General features: G+C 62.6%; 15 protein-coding genes and 1 pseudogene. 6 read left to right on the forward strand and 10 right to left on the reverse strand.

Features of this window, described 5'->3' with window-relative positions:
- Positions 1-16: 16 nt before the first annotated feature.
- Positions 17-97: pseudogene (locus ACFVHU_RS14660) on the forward strand (hypothetical protein); the annotation flags it as partial.
- An 85-nt stretch (positions 98-182) separates the two neighbouring features.
- Here the strand turns inward: ACFVHU_RS14660 and ACFVHU_RS14665 are convergent.
- Both ACFVHU_RS14665 and ACFVHU_RS14670 read right to left on the reverse strand, forming a co-directional pair.
- Positions 183-3,203: an alpha-mannosidase gene (locus tag ACFVHU_RS14665; protein WP_388025023.1), complete on the reverse strand. Its 3,021-nt coding sequence runs from the start codon at positions 3,201-3,203 to the stop codon at positions 183-185.
- 108 nt (positions 3,204-3,311) lie between these two features.
- The gene (locus tag ACFVHU_RS14670) at positions 3,312-3,980 is read right to left on the reverse strand and encodes a histidine phosphatase family protein (RefSeq protein WP_388025024.1); all 669 of its coding nucleotides are present in this window, start codon (positions 3,978-3,980) and stop codon (positions 3,312-3,314) included.
- A gap of 207 nt (positions 3,981-4,187) precedes the next feature.
- Here ACFVHU_RS14670 and ACFVHU_RS14675 point away from each other — a divergent pair, with 207 nt between their 5' ends.
- Positions 4,188-4,757 carry a TetR/AcrR family transcriptional regulator gene (locus ACFVHU_RS14675; protein WP_388025026.1) on the forward strand — a complete coding sequence of 190 codons (570 nt, stop codon included), beginning with the start codon at positions 4,188-4,190 and terminating at the stop codon, positions 4,755-4,757.
- A gap of 49 nt (positions 4,758-4,806) precedes the next feature.
- Here ACFVHU_RS14675 and ACFVHU_RS14680 read toward each other — a convergent pair whose 3' ends face one another.
- Positions 4,807-6,144 (reverse strand): MFS transporter, encoded by a 1,338-nt coding sequence (locus tag ACFVHU_RS14680; RefSeq protein WP_388025028.1) that lies wholly within the window; start codon positions 6,142-6,144, stop codon positions 4,807-4,809.
- A gap of 187 nt (positions 6,145-6,331) precedes the next feature.
- Between ACFVHU_RS14680 and ACFVHU_RS14685 the strand changes: the two genes are divergently transcribed.
- Positions 6,332-7,069, forward strand: coding sequence for a hypothetical protein (locus ACFVHU_RS14685; RefSeq protein ID WP_146112913.1), 738 nt, complete (start codon positions 6,332-6,334; stop codon positions 7,067-7,069).
- 97 nt (positions 7,070-7,166) lie between these two features.
- Complete coding sequence (purH, locus tag ACFVHU_RS14690; protein WP_332595201.1) at positions 7,167-8,837, forward strand: bifunctional phosphoribosylaminoimidazolecarboxamide formyltransferase/IMP cyclohydrolase; 1,671 nt, start codon at positions 7,167-7,169, stop codon at positions 8,835-8,837.
- Between the two features lie 179 nt (positions 8,838-9,016).
- Here purH and ACFVHU_RS14695 read toward each other — a convergent pair whose 3' ends face one another.
- Complete coding sequence (locus tag ACFVHU_RS14695) at positions 9,017-9,193, reverse strand: hypothetical protein (RefSeq protein ID WP_166650681.1); 177 nt, start codon at positions 9,191-9,193, stop codon at positions 9,017-9,019.
- Between ACFVHU_RS14695 and ACFVHU_RS14700 the strand changes: the two genes are divergently transcribed.
- Together ACFVHU_RS14700 and ACFVHU_RS14705 are read left to right on the forward strand one after the other, a co-directional pair.
- Entirely contained in the window at positions 9,192-10,409 is a 1,218-nt protein-coding gene (locus ACFVHU_RS14700; protein ID WP_105661644.1) for an NRAMP family divalent metal transporter, read from the forward strand. The genes ACFVHU_RS14695 and ACFVHU_RS14700 overlap by 2 nt on opposite strands.
- Positions 10,410-10,422: 13 nt before the next feature.
- A complete protein-coding gene (locus ACFVHU_RS14705) occupies positions 10,423-11,232 on the forward strand; it encodes a putative hydro-lyase (RefSeq protein ID WP_133833187.1) in 810 nt (269 codons plus the stop codon).
- Positions 11,233-11,348: 116 nt separating this feature from the next.
- On the opposite strand, the gene ACFVHU_RS14710 is transcribed toward ACFVHU_RS14705, so the two are convergent.
- The 6 genes from ACFVHU_RS14710 to ACFVHU_RS14735 all read right to left on the reverse strand — a co-directional run bounded on the left by ACFVHU_RS14710 (position 11,349) and on the right by ACFVHU_RS14735 (position 17,950).
- Positions 11,349-12,344: an adenosine deaminase gene (locus tag ACFVHU_RS14710; protein WP_388025030.1), complete on the reverse strand. Its 996-nt coding sequence runs from the start codon at positions 12,342-12,344 to the stop codon at positions 11,349-11,351.
- 395 nt (positions 12,345-12,739) lie between these two features.
- Entirely contained in the window at positions 12,740-13,414 is a 675-nt protein-coding gene (locus ACFVHU_RS14715) for a GntR family transcriptional regulator (RefSeq protein ID WP_388025032.1), read from the reverse strand.
- A gap of 52 nt (positions 13,415-13,466) precedes the next feature.
- Complete coding sequence (locus tag ACFVHU_RS14720; RefSeq protein WP_388025033.1) at positions 13,467-15,206, reverse strand: acetyl/propionyl/methylcrotonyl-CoA carboxylase subunit alpha; 1,740 nt, start codon at positions 15,204-15,206, stop codon at positions 13,467-13,469.
- 9 nt (positions 15,207-15,215) lie between these two features.
- Positions 15,216-16,820 carry a carboxyltransferase domain-containing protein gene (locus tag ACFVHU_RS14725; protein ID WP_388025035.1) on the reverse strand — a complete coding sequence of 535 codons (1,605 nt, stop codon included), beginning with the start codon at positions 16,818-16,820 and terminating at the stop codon, positions 15,216-15,218.
- Positions 16,817-17,575, reverse strand: coding sequence for a LamB/YcsF family protein (locus tag ACFVHU_RS14730; protein WP_388025036.1), 759 nt, complete (start codon positions 17,573-17,575; stop codon positions 16,817-16,819). The genes ACFVHU_RS14725 and ACFVHU_RS14730 overlap by 4 nt, the downstream gene beginning before the upstream one ends.
- A gap of 225 nt (positions 17,576-17,800) precedes the next feature.
- Complete coding sequence (locus ACFVHU_RS14735) at positions 17,801-17,950, reverse strand: hypothetical protein (RefSeq protein ID WP_166650680.1); 150 nt, start codon at positions 17,948-17,950, stop codon at positions 17,801-17,803.
- Positions 17,951-17,956 lie beyond the last annotated feature (6 nt).

Genomic DNA, 17,956 nt, shown 5'->3' on the forward strand with positions numbered 1-17,956 from the left:
CCTCCCCGGCTAGGACGCCAAGCCCGGTGATACCAACGGCCAGGGCGTAGGCGGGGTCTGGTATGCGGTTGCTCCGGACGGGACAATGATCCAGTGATTCCCGCAAGCCAGGACCGTGGATTGCAACGGGGCTGGCCCTTCGCACGCCACGGCGTGCGAAGGGCCAGCCCCGGAACCCGCGGTTACCTGGCCAGGGCGAAGCGCAGAGTGCGCACTTCGAAAGCGCCCAGCTTCAGCGGCACTGCACCATCGGAGAGCTCGAGGGCTTGCCCTGGCAGCTCATCTTCCAGCAGGCTCGCGGTGGCTGCAGACAAGGCCTGCGCGTTGACCAACAGGCTGCCGCTGGCACGGCGGCCCAGGGATTCATAGACCCGCACCACCAAATCGCCGGAGTGGTCCGCCGCCAGCTTCACGCTGGAAATCACCAGGCCTTCACCGGTAACCGATACCAGCGGGTCCACGCCGTGGGTGCCATGGACGACTCGCTGTGCGCTGTTGAGCAAGGCGCCGGCCTCTGTTGCCATGGCCACGTCCGCGCCGATGACCAAACCGTAGCGGTGGGCCTGCAGGCCCTGGTCGGTTTCAGGATCCGGGAAGCGCGGGGCGCGCAGCAATGACAGGCGCATGGTTGTCGTGACAGCCGCGTCCTTGGCATCGCGGGTGACATCGAATCCGTAGATGGAGTCATTGACCAGTGCCGCGCCGAAGCCGGGTTCCTCGGCCAGCAAGAAGCGGTGCATGGAAGTTTCGAACTTCGCCGCTTCCCAGCTGGTATTCACGTGGGTAACGCGCTTGTGGTAGCCGAACTGGGTTTCGGCAATTGCATGTTCGGCACGGATATCCAGTGGGAAGGCGACCTTGAGGAATTTCTCTGCCTCATGCCAATCGGTACTCTGCGAGATCTGCACGGTCCGCGAGCCTGGCGCCAGCGACAGTTCCTGGACCAGCGTGGATTTGGAGAAGCTGCGGGCAATCGTGATGACCTGGCTGCCGTCCTCGCGCGAAGACAGCTCCAGGCTATCGAGCTCGCGCAGATCGGTGACCTGGTTGCGGTAGTACTTGTCCACGTCCCAGGCGTCCCACATGTTCGGGAAGTCCTGGTACAATTGCAGCAGGTTCGCTTCCTGGCCCTCGGCGATGGTTTCACGGCCGGTAGCCAGATCCACAGCGGAGGCAATCAGGCCCTGGGCGTTGACCGCCACCCGGATGACCGAGTTATCCAGGATGTAGCCGCCATCGGCTGCGGTGGCCCGGACCGCGGAAACAGGAACGGCTTCCACTTCCCTGGCCTGGCCGAATGCCAGGTCATTGCGCGTGAACGCCGCACCGTTGAATGCAATAGGCGTGGATCCCTCGCCAGCCAGCTGCTGCTGGGCGGCGCGGATCAGCGCCTCGGCCTGCTCGATGACCTGGGCGTAGCGTGCCACCACTTCGCGGTGCACCCAGGCGATGGAGGTGCCGGGCAGGATGTCATGGAACTGGTGGAGCAGCACGGTTTCCCACAGTTCGTCGAGCTGCTCGTACGGGTATTCGGCCCCGGTGCGTAGGGCTGCGGTAGCCGCCCACAGTTCGGCCTCGACCAGCAGCTGCTCGGCGCGGCGGTTGCCCTGCTTTGTCTGGTGCTGGCTGGTCAGCGTGGCGCGGTGCAGCTCCAGGTAGAGCTCTCCCACCCATACCGGAGGGTTGGGCAGCTCGGCTTTGGCCCGGTCGAAGAAGTCGTTCGGGTGCTCCCACCGGACTTTCGCACTGCCTTCCAGATTGGCCAGGCGCTTGGCTTTGCCGGTCATTTCCCGGGTGGTGCCGCCGCCGCCATCGCCCCAGCCGACCGGTGCGATGGAGTTGTTGGTCAGCCGCGCTTCGCGGAACTGGCGCGAGGCCTTGGCGACTTCCTCCCCGGAGAGCTGCGAGTTGTAGGTGTCCATCGACGGGAAGTGGCTGAACACGCGCGAGCCGTCGATGCCTTCCCAATCGAAGGTGTGGTGCGGGAATTTGTTCTGCTGGTTCCAGGAGATCTTCTGGGTGAAGAACCATTCGAAGCCGGCACGGCGCATCAGCTGGGGCAGGGCAGGGGAGTATCCGAAGGAATCGGGCAGCCATACGCCTTTTGAATCGATGCCGAATTCGTCGCGGAAGAATTTCTGGCCGTAGAGGAACTGGCGGACCAGCGATTCGCCCGAGGGCATCACGGTATCGGACTCGACCCACATGCCGCCCAGAGGCAGGAAGCGACCATCGGCAACGGCCTTCTTCACCCGATCCCAGACCTCGGGGCGATGGGTCTTGAGCCACTTGTACTGCTGGGCGCTGGACATGCCGTAGAGGAATTCTTCCTCGTCGCCCAGCAGCTCCACCATCGAGGAGCAGGTGCGGGAGACCTTGCGGATGGTTTCGCGCAGCGGCCACAGCCAGGCCGAGTCGATATGCGAGTGGCCAATCGCGGAAATCTGGTGCGCACTGTGCTCGGCTGGGGCGGCCAGGACCGCTGCCAGCTCCTTGCGGGCGGCCTGCGCGGTCTCGGTAATCCGCTGCAGGTCGAGCACGTCCAACGCGTTGTCCATGGCCTGCAGCACCTGCATCTTGCGCGGGCCGGCCGGCAGCTGTCCTTGCAGATCCAGCAGCACCTCCAGATCCAGCGACAACTCGTGTACTACGGATTCAAAGACCGCCAGGTCCATGCGGCGGGTGGTGTACAGCCGGCGCGAAGACGAGGTGAGGATATCGCCCTGCTCGGTGGGAAGGAACGGGTGGTAGTCCAGCAGCACCGGGTTGGATGCCGCTTCCAGGTACAAGTCGATGACCTCATTGCCTTCGGCCTGCCCGGCAATTGGCACCCACTGGTTGCGCGGGTTGATCGCCTTGATGGTGATGCCATCGGGCCGGTAAACCAGGCCCTCGCACTGGAAGCCGGTCATGTTGACGTCAAATCCCAGATCAATCACGGCTTCCACCCGGCGTCCGGCCCAATGCGCCGGAACCTGGCCCTGCAGATGGAACCATGTGGTGCCCCAGGCCGCGCCCCACGGGGTACCAACCTCTGTGGGCTGGTAGTCCAGTGCAAGGCCCTGCGCAGGAGCTATCGGCTCTCCCGGCAATTCGTGCCAGGAGAGCGTCAATGGCATGGATTCCGAATATATCGCGGGAAGGATACGTTCGGTCAGAACGCGGCGGACGCGTCCGGTGGTCAGGGAAATGTCGTCGTGCATGAGGGCCTTCCGTTTGTGCGCTCAGCGGAAAATGAGCTCCCCTGCCAGACTACCGAAAAAATAGATGCTGAGTTGGTGCAACTCGCGATCCCCGGTGGAGCGGGGTACTCAAGGGATACCGTCCTCGCCACCCGTAACGTCCTCGGTGAGAACATCGCGAACGAAGTCGCCACCGAGCGGTTCTGGATTCCACCGTTCCAAGGCCCACGTTCCGCCGATGCCCAATTCCATCAAGGAGCCACCGGTATTCTCGATATGCAGCTCTGCGGCATCGGCAGGCGCCATCTTCGTAGCCCATGCGCTGAAGACGCGAATGGCGGCGCCATGGCTGAATACCGCGACCGTGCCGGAGTAGTCCTGTGCCCGGGCGATGGTTTCCAAGGCATTGGAATATCGTTCAATGAAGTCGTAGCCGTTCGGCCCGCCGGGCATCCTCTGCTCCCAGTTGCCATGCATCCACGAATGCAGGCACATGCCGTAGGCATAGCGTGAGGCCTCGTCGGCCTGCATCTCCAAGGTACCTGCTGAAATCTCCTCGAGGCCGTCAATGACCTGCAGCTTCTGTCCGGTGGATTCGCTCAATGGCTGGGCCGTCAGCTGCGTGCGGTTCAGCGTCGAGGCATAGATGGACTGCAGCTGCCCGCCACTGAATGCCTGCGGCAGGGCACGAGCCTGGCGATGCCCCAGTGGAGTGAGGCTGGCACCCGGGTAAGCGGTATCAAGCTGCCCGGCAACATTCGATGGGGTTTGTCCGTGCCTGATGAGCTGAAAACGCATATCCGAGGATTCCTTGGCCTTGAGGTTCTAGATCCTAGGGATAGCACGGTTTCTGGAAATGCGGAATGGCTGGGCGCGGGCGCGGGGAGCAAACTTTTCGTTCTGGAAAGTTGATTTCCGCTTCGTCAGAGCACTGCCTGTCCGCTATCGTGAAATCGTCAGGTGGCAAGTCGTGCGCCAGAATTTCCTTCAGATCGGATTCCACTCATGCGTTCAGATGCTCTTCGGCGACGTGAGAACATCCTTCGAGCAGCTCGTGAATTATTTGCAGAACACGGCGCCCAGATTGCGATGGAAACTATTGCAGAGGCCAGCGGAGTGGGCATCGGCACACTGTATCGAAACTTCGCTGACCGGAATGCGTTGGTTGAAGAAGTCACCCTCGGCACGCTTGGGGATATCCGAATCGCTTCCCAATCAGCGGTTCAGCGGCTTGAAGACGGTGACACGGACGCTTGGGAAGTTCTGCTTGGCACACTGGTCCAGCAGAATCTCGGGGCACTGAGCGAAGCGCTCGGGCTGCAATTGCCAAAGAAGATCAGCCCCCGCATTCTGGAGGTCCAGGCAGAGGCCGGCCAGTCCCTGCACTCCGCCTTGGTCTTGGCCAAGAACGCGAATTTGGTCCGCAAAGACGTAACGGAGATAGAGCTGATTGCCACCATCGGGGCCATGACCCGTCCACTGCCGCGGGCCTTCAGCAAGAGCCAGCCTGGTTTGGAGGACCGCATCGTGCAGATCATGCGCGACGGCTTGCGCCCGCAAACTACGCAGGACTAGCAAATGCCAGCACCACAAGGTGCTGGCATTCGCCGCTGGCCGATGATCCTTAACCCAAACTCATGCCGCGGGTTTCTGGAGCGAATCGCGCCATGAAGACGACGGCGACCAGCACCAGCGCAGTCGCGCCGGCAAACAGCCAGCCCAGCCCGACCACTGGCCACAGGGCCGCGAAAAGCAGGGGACCGAAGCCGGCGGCAAAGCGGGACATGGTCGAGGCCCAGCCAAAACCGCTGGCGCGCAATTCGGTGGGGTACAGCTCGGAAACGTAGGCATACAGCACGGGAATAGCGACCTGGACCACCACGCCGAAGACCAGCACCCAGGCAATCGCGGTCGCTGGGATATGCAGGTTCTGGGCTACGACCACAAGCACGATGCCTGAGATTGGCGCGGAGATCGCCAGCAGCCATTTACGGCCTACCCGCTCCACCAGCAGGGCTGCCAGAACAACGCCCACCAGCCCCATCAGGGCCATCACCGCGGTAGCGAAGAACGACGCTGACTGGGCCATTCCGGCTTCGGTCAGAATCGATGGCAACCAGGTCAATGCCAGGTAGTAGACCAGCAAAATGGTCATGAACAGCAGCCAGCTGGTGGCGGTGATCTTCCAGGAGTACCGCCACAGCGAGGCGACCTGCTCCCACCAGCGCGGAGCCTTTTCCAATTCCACAGGTGCAATTACGTACTCGCGCGCAGTGGCCCCGGTGCGTTCCACGAGCTGGTCGATGACCGCACGGGCCTCGGCATCGCGGCCCTTGGCTGCCAAGAACAGCGGGGATTCGGGCATGGAGCGCCGTACCAGGTACACCATGAACGCGGGCAGGATCATGACTGCCAGGATCAGCCGCCAATTATCGGCGGTGGCCATCACCCACCCCGAAACGAAGAAGGACAGTGCCGCGCCCACCGGCCACCAGCCATCCATGGCGGTGAGCACGCGTCCGCGCAGCTTGGCAGGGGTGAACTCGCCGACGAGCGCATAGTCCACCGGGATGCAGCCTCCCAGGCCGACGCCGGCCAGGAAGCGGAAGGCGACGAAGAAGCCGAAATTCGGAGACAGCGCGCCGAGGATGGTGAATAGCGAGAACATCAGAAGCGTCAGGCTGAAGGCGTTCTTGCGTCCATAGCGGTCGGCGATCCCGCCCCAGAGGAAGGCGCCCAGGGCCATGCCCACCAGATTGGAAGTGCCCAGCAAGGCCGCGGTGGGACGGTCAAGCCCCCACTCTTCGGCGACCAATGGAATCAACGCGCCGTTGAGGGTCACGTCCCAGGCATCGAACATGAATCCGAGTCCGCCGATAATGAAAATGGTGCCCTGCACCTTCCATTTGAATGGCAGCTCTTGCACGATCGATGTGCCAGAAGGCAGGGGTGCGGAAGACACAGTGGTGCACCTTTCGGTGTGCGAGCAGAAATGGTTTGTACCGCGTGAAGCATAGCCGAAAACCAGGTTCCAGGTGTAGCTCTCTACGCTTCTTCTCCCGCCACGTCAAGGCCTGTTGTCTGCGCCGGCAAGGGGGTAATCTCTGGACATGGGAGTAGATTGGACCGCTCTCGAAGAGGCTATACGGGTGACTGCCCTTCGACACGCAGCGGAAGTGATAGCTGGACACCCCGACCAGGACTTCTATGCCATTGCCTTGCATGGAGTCAGCACCGAGGAAAGCGAAAGTATCGCCATGCCGTTGCTGGCCTTGAACTCGGTGCAGGCCCTGGAACGAGATCGCCTCACGGAGTCTCGCGAGCAATTGGTGGAACGCGGTGAAGACGCCGATGAGCCTGCCGATTACGAGGACCGTCCCGATGCCGAAGGCGATGGAAGCCTTGAACCTGAAACCGTCACATTGGAAGACGATTCGCTGCTGATCACTGATTCCGATGATGAAGACGAAGACCAGCCGGATGACGAGGATTCCGACGGGGAAGATCTCGACGACGTCTTGGCCTCCTTGGAAGCGGATCTGGAAGATAGCGACGAGGAGAGCTTCTACTCGGATAAGTGGGAACCCAGCGATTGGCACTGGTCATCCATTGATTTATGCGAAGATCCCGCGGCCACGCTATGGTCCGAGGCGATGACCGGACTGGCAGCGCGTGATGGCTGGGAACCTACTATTAAGCGCTACTATCACACGCTGGTTGCGGTAGCCCGGTCGTTGCGCGAAGAGTTGGGCGAACGGACCAAGGCAGATCTCGTGGCCTATGTCGCAGATGAAGAACATGCAGAAAAACTTCTGCAGCTTTGCCTGACTGACAAGCAGCTTTCTTCATATTTCCCGCACCTTTCCTCATTGCCGGAAGGGGCTTGACACGAACTGAAATTCCGGTGCCTTCCTTGGTTAGAATGAAGGCGGTGGCCTCTGCGCTGCCCGCCCCATTCATTCTCACCGCCGGGAGAAAAATTTCGTGAGTAAGACCGTGCTGGACAAAGTCGCTATCCGTCGCGCACTGATTTCCGTCTATGACAAGACCGGCTTGGAGGAGCTGGCCGCTGGATTGCACGCCGCAGGCGTGCAGCTGGTATCCACCGGCTCCACGGCCAAGAAGATCGCTGCCGCTGGAATTCCCGTGACCGAGGTCGAGCAGGTGACCGGTTCCCCTGAAATGCTCGATGGCCGCGTCAAGACCCTGCACCCGCGCATCCACGGCGGCATCCTTGCGGACCGCCGCGTCACCGAGCACATGGACACCCTCTCCTCGATGGATATCGAGCAGATCGACCTGGTGGTGGTGAACCTGTACCCCTTCGTGCAGACCGTCGCCTCGGGTGCCTCGCAGGATGAAGTTGTCGAGCAGATCGACATCGGGGGCCCAGCCATGGTCCGCTCGGCAGCGAAGAACCACGCCGCCGTTTCCATCGTGGTTGATCCAGTTTTCTACCCGCAGGTCATCTCCGCGGCAGCCGAGGGCGGCTTCGATCTGAAGACCCGCCAGCGCCTGGCCGCCAAGGCCTACGCTCACACCGCAGCCTACGACACCGCGGTAGCCTCGTGGACCGCAAGCCAGTTCCTGGATGAGGACGGCGACGGCGTCATCGACTGGCCAGCCTACGCAGGCGTGGCCCTGCAGCGAGCCGATGTGCTGCGCTACGGCGAAAACCCGCACCAGCAGGCAGCGCTCTACGTTGACGAAGCCGCTCCAGCCGGCATCGCCCAGGCTGATCAGCTGCACGGCAAGCCAATGAGCTACAACAACTACGTGGATGCAGATGCTGCACTGCGTGCCGCATACGACTTCGAGAAGCCGGCTGTGGCTGTGGTCAAGCACGCCAACCCTTGCGGTGTGGCCGTCGCTTCGGATGACGCGGCAGATCCGATCGCCGACGCGCACCGCAAGGCGCACGCTACCGACCCGGTGTCCGCATTCGGCGGAGTCATCGCCGCCAACCGCACGGTCACCAAGGAAATGGCAGAAACCGTCAAGGGCATCTTCACCGAGGTAGTTATTGCCCCGGACTTCGAGGCCGAAGCGGTGCAGATCCTCTCGGCCAAGAAGAACATCCGCCTGCTGGCCCTGCCAGAAGGCTACGGCCGGAACAAGAACGAGTTCCGCCAGGTAAGCGGTGGCATGCTGGTCCAGGCCGGCGACAAGATCGACGCCGAGGGCGACAATCCGGGGAACTGGACCCTTGCTGCCGGTGAAGCAGCTGACGCTGCTACCTTGGCAGATCTGGAATTCGCTTGGAGCGCCGTGCGCGCTGCCAAGTCCAACGCGATTCTGCTGGCTAAGAATGGTGCAGCAACGGGCATCGGCATGGGCCAGGTCAACCGCATCGACTCCTGCAAGCTGGCCGTGGAACGTGCCAACACCCTGGGCGTGAAGGTCGAGTCCGGTGCGGATGCAGCCGGTGGCGCTGAGAACGCTGACGCGGCTGCTTCGGAACAGCGTGCCGTTGGCTCCGTGGCCGCTTCGGATGCTTTCTTCCCCTTCGCCGACGGCCTGCAGATCCTGATCGATGCCGGCGTGAAGGCTGTCGTGCAGCCCGGTGGTTCGGTGCGCGATGAGGAAGTCATCGCGGCAGCGAACGAAGCTGGTATCACGATGTACTTCACCGGTGCACGCCACTTCTTCCACTAAACCCGATTAGTGCCCCGCGGCCGCGGTCCCGGCGAATTATCGCTGTGACCGCGGCCGTGGTCTTTTAAGTGCCGAATCAAGATGGAACCTTCCGGTTGCGCTGACGCGAGCTACTTGATGGAAAGAATTTTCGAGGAGTCCAGTGGGCTGCTGGGCCTCGAGTATATTTTGGGAATTTGCTAGTCAGCGCTCAGCACCAAAACGAATAAATGGTGATTTGCAATGGGATCGGAGGAGGCCTGCAAAGTAAATTGTTCAACAACCTGTTGCCAGAGTTGTTCAACAACCTGTAAAGTCTTGTCCATCACATTGACCTTGTGACGGTTGTCACCACTATCGCATTGGAACGTCATCATGGCACTTCCTGAGTCAACATCCCAAAGCAGCAAGGCGCGGCGCACGGCGCTCCTAGGCGCCATGTTCCTGATGGCCACCAGCGCCATCGGACCGGGCTTCATCACCCAGACCACAGAATTCACGGTCCAAATTGGCGCGGCCTTCGCCTTCGCCATTGTCGTCTCCATCCTTGTGGACATCGCGGTCCAGCTGAACGTCTGGCGCGTGATCGGGGTATCCGGAATGCGTGCCCAGGAACTGGGCAACAAAGTCGTCCCTGGCATCGGTTGGGTACTGGCCGCACTGGTATTCATCGGCGGCATGGTCTTCAACATCGGCAATATCGCCGGCACTGGCCTGGGCCTGAACGCCATGCTGGGTGTTGATGCCAAAATTGGCGGCGCCATCTCCGCGGCCATCGCCATTCTGGTCTTCCTGTCAAAGAAAGCCGGCATGGCATTGGACCGCATTGTGGTGATGCTGGGAGCCGTCATGATCCTGCTGATGCTGTACGTGGCAATTGTCGCCGCCCCACCGGTGGGCGATGCGATCCGCAACGTGGTGCTCCCCGAGAAGATCGATTTCTTGATCATCACCACCCTGATCGGCGGCACCGTTGGCGGCTACATCACCTACGCCGGCGCCCACCGCATGATCGATTCGGGCACATCGGGCGTGGAGCATGTCAAGTCGATCTCCAACATCTCGACCCTGGCAATCATCGTCACCGGTGTCATGCGCGTGCTGCTCTTCCTGGCGATCCTCGGCGTTGTGGCCGGCGGCGTAGCGCTGACCAGCGACAACAAGGCTGCCGAAGCTTTCGGCCACGCCGCCGGCCCCATCGGCATCCGCGCTTTCGGCATCATCCTCTGGGCTGCCGCGCTGACCAGTGTGATCGGTGCCGCCTACACTTCGGTTTCCTTCATCACCAAGCGCACCACACCGGAGCGCACCCGCAACCTGATCACCGTGGCTTTCATCGTGGTCTGCGGGATCATCTACCTGTTCCTGGGCAAGGCGCCGGCAACCCTGCTGATCTTCGCCGGAGCCTTCAACGGTCTGATCCTTCCTGTGGGCTTCGCAGTACTGCTCTGGGTCGCATGGCGCCGCCGCGACCTGATGAACGGATACAACTACCCCAAGGCCCTGCTGGTCATCGGCGCCTTGACCTGGCTGCTCAGCGTCTACCTCGGCTGGAACTCGATTTCGGGTCTGGCAGCCCTCTGGAACGGCTAGGAGCCAAGCAATCATGAAGGTCCTGAAGAGTCTCGGGCATTCCGAACGTGCGGCGATGGCCCCAAGCGAAGCCCGCGAATTGTTCCGTGCCGGGCAGGTGCTGCCTACCGCCGGGATCAGCGCTGGATATGCGCAGGCAAATCTGATCATCGTTCCCCAGGAGCTGGCCTTCGATGTGCTGCTCTTTGCCCAGCGCAATCCCAAGTCCTGCCCGATCCTCGGTGTCCTGGAGGCGGGGCAAACCAGCAATGAATTGCTGGCAGGCGGAGATATCCGCACCGACGTGCCGAAGTACATGGTTTACGAAAACGGGGTCAAGGTGGATGAGCCCACCGACCTGTCAGAGTACTGGCGGGATGATCTGGTGACCTTCATTGTCGGCTGCTCGTTCACCTTCGAGAGCGCACTGATGGAAAGCGGCATTTCCATCGCGCATATCGACCAGGGCGTGAACGTGCCAATGTACAAGACCAATATCCGCTCGCAGTCGGCCGGAGCGATGTCCGGTCCGATGGTGGTCTCCATGCGTCCGATTCCTGCCTCGCAGGTTGCCGACGCGGTACGCATTACCTCGCGCTATCCAGCTGTGCACGGGGCTCCAGTGCATATCGGGAACCCCCAAGAGCTGGGCATAGCAGATCTGGGGTCACCTGACTTCGGAGATGCAGTGCAGATCCCGGAAGGGACGATTCCGGTGTTCTGGGCCTGCGGCGTCACGCCGCAGGCAGCAGTGATGGAGTCCCGCCCGGCCTTGGCCATCGGCCACGCACCGGGGCACATGCTCATCACGGATATCAGGGATTCCCAATACCAGGTTCCCTAGCCCATAGACCGAACGAGGCGGCCTCACCCCAAGGGGGCCGCCAAGTTCCCGCCAGAGCCTTTGGCCCTGGATCGAACGCGGTGGCCTTCCCCCAAGAGGCCGCCGCGTTCCCATGTCTAAAGGCTTTGCCGCTGAACCCAGGCCTGGACTTCGGCAAGCAGTACCTGCTTGGATTCTTCATCCAGGAATGCGGATTCAAAGGAATTCCTTGCCAGCGTAGCCAGCTGCCCGGTGCTGAAGTTGAAGCTTGCCATGAGCGAGGCAAAATTGGCATCCATGTATCCGCCGAAATAGGCAGGATCATCGGAATGCACCGAAACCTTCAAGCCCTTTTCGAGCATCTGCGGCAACGGATGATCGGCCATGGTGTCCACCGCACGCAAGCGGATGTTGGATAGCGGGCAGACAGTCAAAGGCATCTGCTCGTCGACCAAGCGCTGAACCAGCGTCGGGTCGTCCAGGCAACGGATGCCGTGGTCCACGCGCTCAACCTCCAGCAAGTCCAGCGCCTGCCAAATGTAGTCAGCAGGGCCTTCCTCGCCCGCATGGGCAACGACGTGCAGGCCGTGGGCGCGGGCATAGGCAAAGACTTCCTGGAACAGCTCGGGCGGGAAACCCACCTCCGAGGAATCCAGTCCGATGCCATCGATATCGTGCTTCTCGGCGACCAGCACCTTCATCAAGTCCATCGCTTCTTCCGCTGGGGCATGGCGCCAGAAGCACGCGATGAGCTTGTGGGAGATCCCCCAGCGTTCTGCGCCCTCGGCCAGGCCGGAACGGATGCCGGCGATGACCTCGCCCAGGCCCAGTCCGCGCTGGATGTGAGCCTGCGGATCGAAGAACAATTCCACATGGCGCACGCCGGAGTCATGGGCGCGCTGCAGGTAGGCCACGGTGATTTCACGGAAGTCTCCAGCGGTGCGCAATACCGCCATATTCGCATAGAACAGGTCGAGGAAGGACTGCAGATTGCTGAACTGGTACTTGGCACGCAGCTGGTCAACGGTGGCATAGGGCAGCTCAACACCGTTTTTTGCCGCCAGCGCCATGATCATTTCTGGCTCCAGCGTTCCCTCAAGGTGGATGTGCAATTCGGCTACAGGCAATTTCACGGGTGGTGCGACCTTCCAAGCAGGGGACGAGGGCCTAGGCCGTGATGAAACGGCAGTGGCGCGCAATGGTTTCGTTAAACCATACGTTGGCTATCTATGTGCTTGCTTGGCTTGTCCGTGCGTCGAGGAAACCCGCAGGGAGCTGGGCTTGCGGCTGCCCGCACCGGCAGGCAGGCGGCGGCGATAGCATCAAGGATCCGGAAAAACCGGTGATCGCAGTGGAAATTCCGCGGGGCAAGCCCGGATTTGGCCTCTGCGGCATCCGTGGAAAACGAGGGTGCACAACCCGATGAGGCAAGCGCTGGAGGCTGGCATTTGCCGCAGAGCAGTGAGGAATGCACGGCGCGGATGAGATGGAAATCGCAAGCGGAATGGGCCAAGGCCCTGCTCCATGCCTACTCCGGGCGTTGGGCGATGTGGCTGAGCAACTCAGCTTCAGCGGTGTCGAGATAGCCGCGCAGGGTCTGGGCGGCTTCCAGGCGCTTTCCGGCGCGGAGCATGGCCAACAGATTCGCATTGCGCTCTACATAGTGCGAATGGAAATCCGGGGCGTCGCTCATGGCGTGGAAGACCAGGCGCATGCGGGCCAGCACGCGGCTCATCAGCTCCTGGAGCAGTTCGCTGTCGGAGGAGGCGACCAGCTGCTTGTGGAAGGCCTGATTGGCATTGGCCATCCGCGGCACGTCGCCGGCAGCCAGACCTGTGCGAGCCTCTTCGATGATCTTGCCCAACCGGTCCAGGTCGATGTCTTGGCCCCACGCCAGGCATGCCGGCTCGACGGTACGGCGCACCGCATAGATTTCCCGCACATCATCCGCATCCGGAGAAGCCACGAAAACACCCCGGTTGGGGATCCGGGTGATGATCAGCTCGCTATTGAGCAAGGTGAAGCTCTCGCGCAAGGTATTGCGCGAGAGCCCCAACGATTCAGCCAGGGCCTGCTCGGAAAGCTTGTCACCGGGCAATAGCTCGCCTTCGGCAATGCGGCGGCGCAGCTCATTGGCAGCCCAGAGCCCGCTGTGCGCGTGTGGGGCCTTGGTCGGATGCGAGGTGCTGCTGGTGGCTTTCATGCTTCCAATTTATCCCAACTGGCTTGCGGGTACGGACTCCATGGCCTGGACGCTAGCCGATGGTGCCCAAGGTGTCGCCGCGGCGTACGGCTGACCCTGCGCTCAAGTCCGCTGCGCGGAAGATGCCATCACGGTGCGCGGTGATGGTGGATTCCATCTTCATCGCCTCGACGATGGCAATGCTCTGCCCTTCGGCGACTGCACTGCCATCTTCCGCGGCGAAGCGGACGAGGTTCCCGTCCATGGTGCTGCGTACCGCGGCGGCATCGACCTGGCCGGCAGCATCATCCTGGGTGGCGGCGGCGGTGCCGGCTCCGGGGGTATTGCGCAACGCGTTGGTCAGTGCAGCGGGAAGACCCAGCTGGACGGCCTTGCCATCGAGCTCTATGGTGATGGTTTCACGGCTGGTATCGCGCTGGTCCAGATCCATCTCGTCGCTGGCCTCCACCTCGTTGAGGAACTCGTCCTCGATCCATGTGGTGTAGACGCCCAGGGATTCGCCGTTGAACGCTTCGTGCTCGATGACGGCGCGGTGGAATGGCAGGACCGTGGGTACACCGGCAATGCTGATTTCTTCCAGCGCCAGGCGGGCACGGCGCAACGCCTGGTTCCGGTCGGCACCGCGCACAATCAGCTTGGCGATCATCGAGTCGTAGAACGGCGGAATGACCGAGCCGCTGCGGACCCCTGAGTCCACGCGCACGCCGGCGCCGGTTGGCGCTTCGAACCGCTCCACGGTGCCGGGCGCAGGCAGGAAGCCGCGAGCCGGGTCCTCGGCATTGATGCGGAATTCGATGGCATGGCCGGTAGGCTGCGGGTCCTCGGTAATGGACAACGGCAGGCCATCGGCAATGCGGAACTGCTCGGCCACCAGATCAACGCCGGAAGTCTCCTCGGTGATCGGGTGCTCCACCTGCAAACGGGTATTGACTTCCAAGAAGGAGATCAGACCGTCCTGGGCCACCAGGTATTCCACGGTGCCGGCCCCGACATATCCGGCTTCCTTGCAGATCGCCTTCGCGGACTCGTGGATCCGGGTCCGCTGCTCATCGGTCAAGAACGGGGCAGGCGCCTCTTCCACCAGCTTCTGGTGGCGGCGCTGCAAGGAGCAGTCGCGGGTGCCGACGACCACCACATTGCCGTGGGTATCGGCCAGCACCTGGGCCTCGACGTGGCGCGGCTTGGCCAGGAAACGTTCCACGAAGCATTCGCCACGGCCAAAGGCCACGGTGGCTTCGCGGGTGGCGGACTCGAAAGCATCGGAGATCTCATCGAGCGAGTAGGCGATCTTGATGCCGCGGCCACCGCCGCCGAAGGCCGCCTTGATGGCGACCGGCACGCCGTACTCTTCAGCGAAGGCCCGCACCTCGCCGGCGTCCGCTGCCGGGCCGTCGGTGCCCGGGGCCAGCGGCGCACCTGCGCGCACCGCGATCTGCCGGGCCGTGACCTTGTTGCCCAGTGCCTCGATGGCCGCGGGGGGCGGACCAATCCAGCTCATGCCGGCTTCGATGACGGCGGCGGCGAAGTTCGCGTTCTCCGAGAGGAAACCGTAGCCGGGGTGCACCGCATCGGCGCCGCAGCGCTTGGCAATCTCGATGATCTTCTCGATATCCAGGTAGGTGTCCGCGCCGGTGGAACCATGCAGCGGGTACGCTTCATCTGCGCGGCGCACGTGCAGGGCGTCGGCATCCGGGTCCGAGTAGATGGCTACCGACGAAATATTTGCGTCGGTGGCCGCCCGGGCAATGCGGACCGCGATTTCGCCTCGGTTGGCGATGAGAACTTTTTTCATGGCAATTCCTTAGGCGTCTGATGCCGCGTGGCCGGCAGCGGGATGGAGTTCGAATCGAATTCTGCTTCCGGGCGGAAGCTGCGCGGCTGCGCTGAGGTCTTCGGCAATGACGGTGGCGATCACCGGATAGCCGCCGGTGACCGGATGATCTGCGAGGAACAGCACCGGCAGGCCGGAGGGCGGCACCTGCAAGGATCCGCGGGCTACGCCTTCACTGGCCAGTTCCCCGGAGCGGACGCGCTGCAGCGGCTGCTGCCCGGTATCCAGGCGTACACCCACGCGGTTGGATTCGCTGGTGACATCCCAAATCTGGGCGGCGAGCTGGTCCAGGCCCGCCTGGCCAAACCAATCGGCACGCGGACCGGGCATGGCGCGCAGCGTGTACACGCCGTTATCGTCTGGGACCGGCAGGGTGCTCGGTTCGCTGTTGCCAACGATGTGGCCCAGCTGCGGGCGGTTCACCGGCAGCATGCCGCCGGCTTGCAGAGGCTGGGGACCGACGCCGGAGAGGGTGTCGGTGGACAGTGAGCCGAGGACCGGTTCCTGCTCGATGGTGCCGCGCACCGCAAGGTAGCTGCGCAGCCCGCGGCCGGCGGGTTCAACCTCCAGGCGCTCGCCGTGCAGCAGCGCGAACGGTGCATTGGCCGCGGCCTGGCGCGGGGTGCGGACCTGGTCGTCTTCGGCCGGGGTGATCCAGAGTTCTGCTTCGGCGCCGGTAAGCGCCAGCACCTGGTCTTGCTCGGCTTCAACGGTGATGCGGCTGCCGAGGTTCTCGATCACGGCCTGGCCTGGTTGGTTGCCCACCAGGCGGTTGGCCTGGTGGAAGGCGGCCGGGTCTGCGGCTCCTGCGACGCCAACTCCGAGGTTGCCGTAGCCGATGCGTCCGGCATCCTGGAGCAGGGACTGCAGTCCGGCGTCGATGATTTTCAGGCCACCGGCAAGTGCCTGCTCTGATGCTTCGTCTTGTGCGGCGGGTGCTTGGCTCACCGATATTTTCCGGGTGGCCCGGACGAACTGCACGGTATCCTGCGGCCGGATCAATGCAGGATTTTCGCGCTGCAAATCCCACATTTGCAGATCGGTATGCCCAATCAGCTGCCAGCCTCCGGGGGATTGGCGCGGATAGACGGCCGAGTACTCACCGGCGAGCGCCACCGCTCCGGCGGGCACCTTGGTGCGCGGGGAGTCTCTGCGCGGGACTTGCAAGTCCTGGTTTTCGCCGAGCAGATAGGCGAAGCCGGGAGCGAATCCGCCAAATACTGCACGCCACCTCTGGCTGGTGTGCGCATTGATCACAGCCTCGGTGCTCAGCCCGGTCAGCTCGGCCACGGCGGCGAGGTCTTCGCCATCGTAATTCACTGGTACTTCAACCAGCTTGCCCGCAGCGTGGAGTGCAGAGGCTACTTCAAGTTCTGGCAGTGCTGCCATGGCCCGTTCGGCGCTCTGCGCGGAATCGAATTTCAGCAGAACCGTTTGCGCGGCGGCCAAGAGGTCGCGCTGTCCGGACAGGGGAGAGGTTTCCAAGGCGGCGTTGAGCGCCAAGACAGCATCGAGCGAGTCCAGGTCGATGAGCAGGTCATGGGAGCCTGCCCGGTGAATGGCGCGGATGCTCACGCGAAGCTCCGGATCTGCACGCCGGCATGTTCCAGTCCTGCGCGCACGGCGCTGGCCATGGCCACTGCACCGGCAGTATCGCCGTGCAGGCAGATGCTCTCGGCTTCCATCTTGATGGTGCTGCCGTCCACGGCAACAATGGTGCCTTCGGTGGCCAGGCGGACCATGTTCGCGGTGACCTGCGCGGGGTCGTGCAATACGGCGTTGGATTCGCGGCGGGAGACCAAGGTGCCCTCGGGGGTGTAGTTGCGGTCGGCGAAGGCTTCTGCGACGCCGCGCAGGCCAGCGGCTTCGGCCTTTTGCAGGGCGAGAGAACCTGGCAGCAGCAGGACCGGCAGGTCGGTGCCGAAGGCCTTGATGGCATCGATGACGGCCTGGGCATGCACCTGGTGGTGCACGATGGTGTTGTACAGGGCGCCGTGCGGCTTGACGTACTTGATTTCGCTGCCTGCGGCGCGTGCCAGGGCTTGCAGGGCTCCAAGCTGGTAGAGGATGTCATCGGCCAATTCGGTGGCCGAGCAGTCCAGGAAGCGGCGGCCGAAACCGGCCAGGTCGCGGTAGCCCACATGGGCTCCGATGGTGACGTTGGCGCTGACCGCATCGCGGCAGGTCTGGGCGATGGTGCTGGGGTCTCCAGCGTGGAACCCGCAAGCTACATTGGCCGAAGACACGGAGGTGAAGATGGCGGCGTCGTCGCCCATCGTCCAGTTGCCGAACGACTCGCCTACGTCTGAATTCAGGTCCATGTATGGCATTGTGATCCCCGTCTCGTGAAAACCTCTTGGTAAAAGAATGCCCCACTTTCGGTAATTGTTCAACAATCTTGGCAGGGTTTTTGAGCATCGCTTCCCGGAATTCTGCTGGAGCGGTGTTCCCATCTGTCATCTGATCAGGCGTTTTGCACGTGGAATACTAAAGCCCGAGGCCAGGAATCCTTGCGGAATCCTGGCCTCGGGCAGGTCTTGTGGCTGGCGGTGCGGCTACTGGCCTTCTTCGCCGTCGGAATCTTCATGCCCGAACGGAATAGGCGCGTTCTGGGCCGCATCCGGATCAGGGACAGTAGTGTTCTCGCCCTCTGGGTCCGGAGTCTGAGCTGGACCTGTGGTTTCGTCGTGGTTTTCGGTTCCCATGGTTAT

Origin of the sequence: Glutamicibacter sp. NPDC127525 (assembly GCF_042672105.1) — a bacterium.
Lineage (GTDB): Bacteria > Actinomycetota > Actinomycetes > Actinomycetales > Micrococcaceae > Glutamicibacter.

Coding starts and splice junctions, on each gene's coding strand:
- ACFVHU_RS14665 (WP_388025023.1), bottom strand. CDS start 3,203: ATGCACGACGACATTTCCCTGACCACCGGACGCGTCCGCCGCGTTCTG.
- ACFVHU_RS14670 (WP_388025024.1), bottom strand. CDS start 3,980: ATGCGTTTTCAGCTCATCAGGCACGGACAAACCCCATCGAATGTTGCC.
- ACFVHU_RS14675 (WP_388025026.1), top strand. CDS start 4,188: ATGCGTTCAGATGCTCTTCGGCGACGTGAGAACATCCTTCGAGCAGCT.
- ACFVHU_RS14700 (WP_105661644.1), top strand. CDS start 9,192: ATGGCACTTCCTGAGTCAACATCCCAAAGCAGCAAGGCGCGGCGCACG.
- ACFVHU_RS14695 (WP_166650681.1), bottom strand. CDS start 9,193: ATGATGACGTTCCAATGCGATAGTGGTGACAACCGTCACAAGGTCAAT.
- ACFVHU_RS14705 (WP_133833187.1), top strand. CDS start 10,423: ATGAAGGTCCTGAAGAGTCTCGGGCATTCCGAACGTGCGGCGATGGCC.
- ACFVHU_RS14715 (WP_388025032.1), bottom strand. CDS start 13,414: ATGAAAGCCACCAGCAGCACCTCGCATCCGACCAAGGCCCCACACGCG.
- ACFVHU_RS14720 (WP_388025033.1), bottom strand. CDS start 15,206: ATGAAAAAAGTTCTCATCGCCAACCGAGGCGAAATCGCGGTCCGCATT.
- ACFVHU_RS14730 (WP_388025036.1), bottom strand. CDS start 17,575: ATGCCATACATGGACCTGAATTCAGACGTAGGCGAGTCGTTCGGCAAC.
- ACFVHU_RS14735 (WP_166650680.1), bottom strand. CDS start 17,950: ATGGGAACCGAAAACCACGACGAAACCACAGGTCCAGCTCAGACTCCG.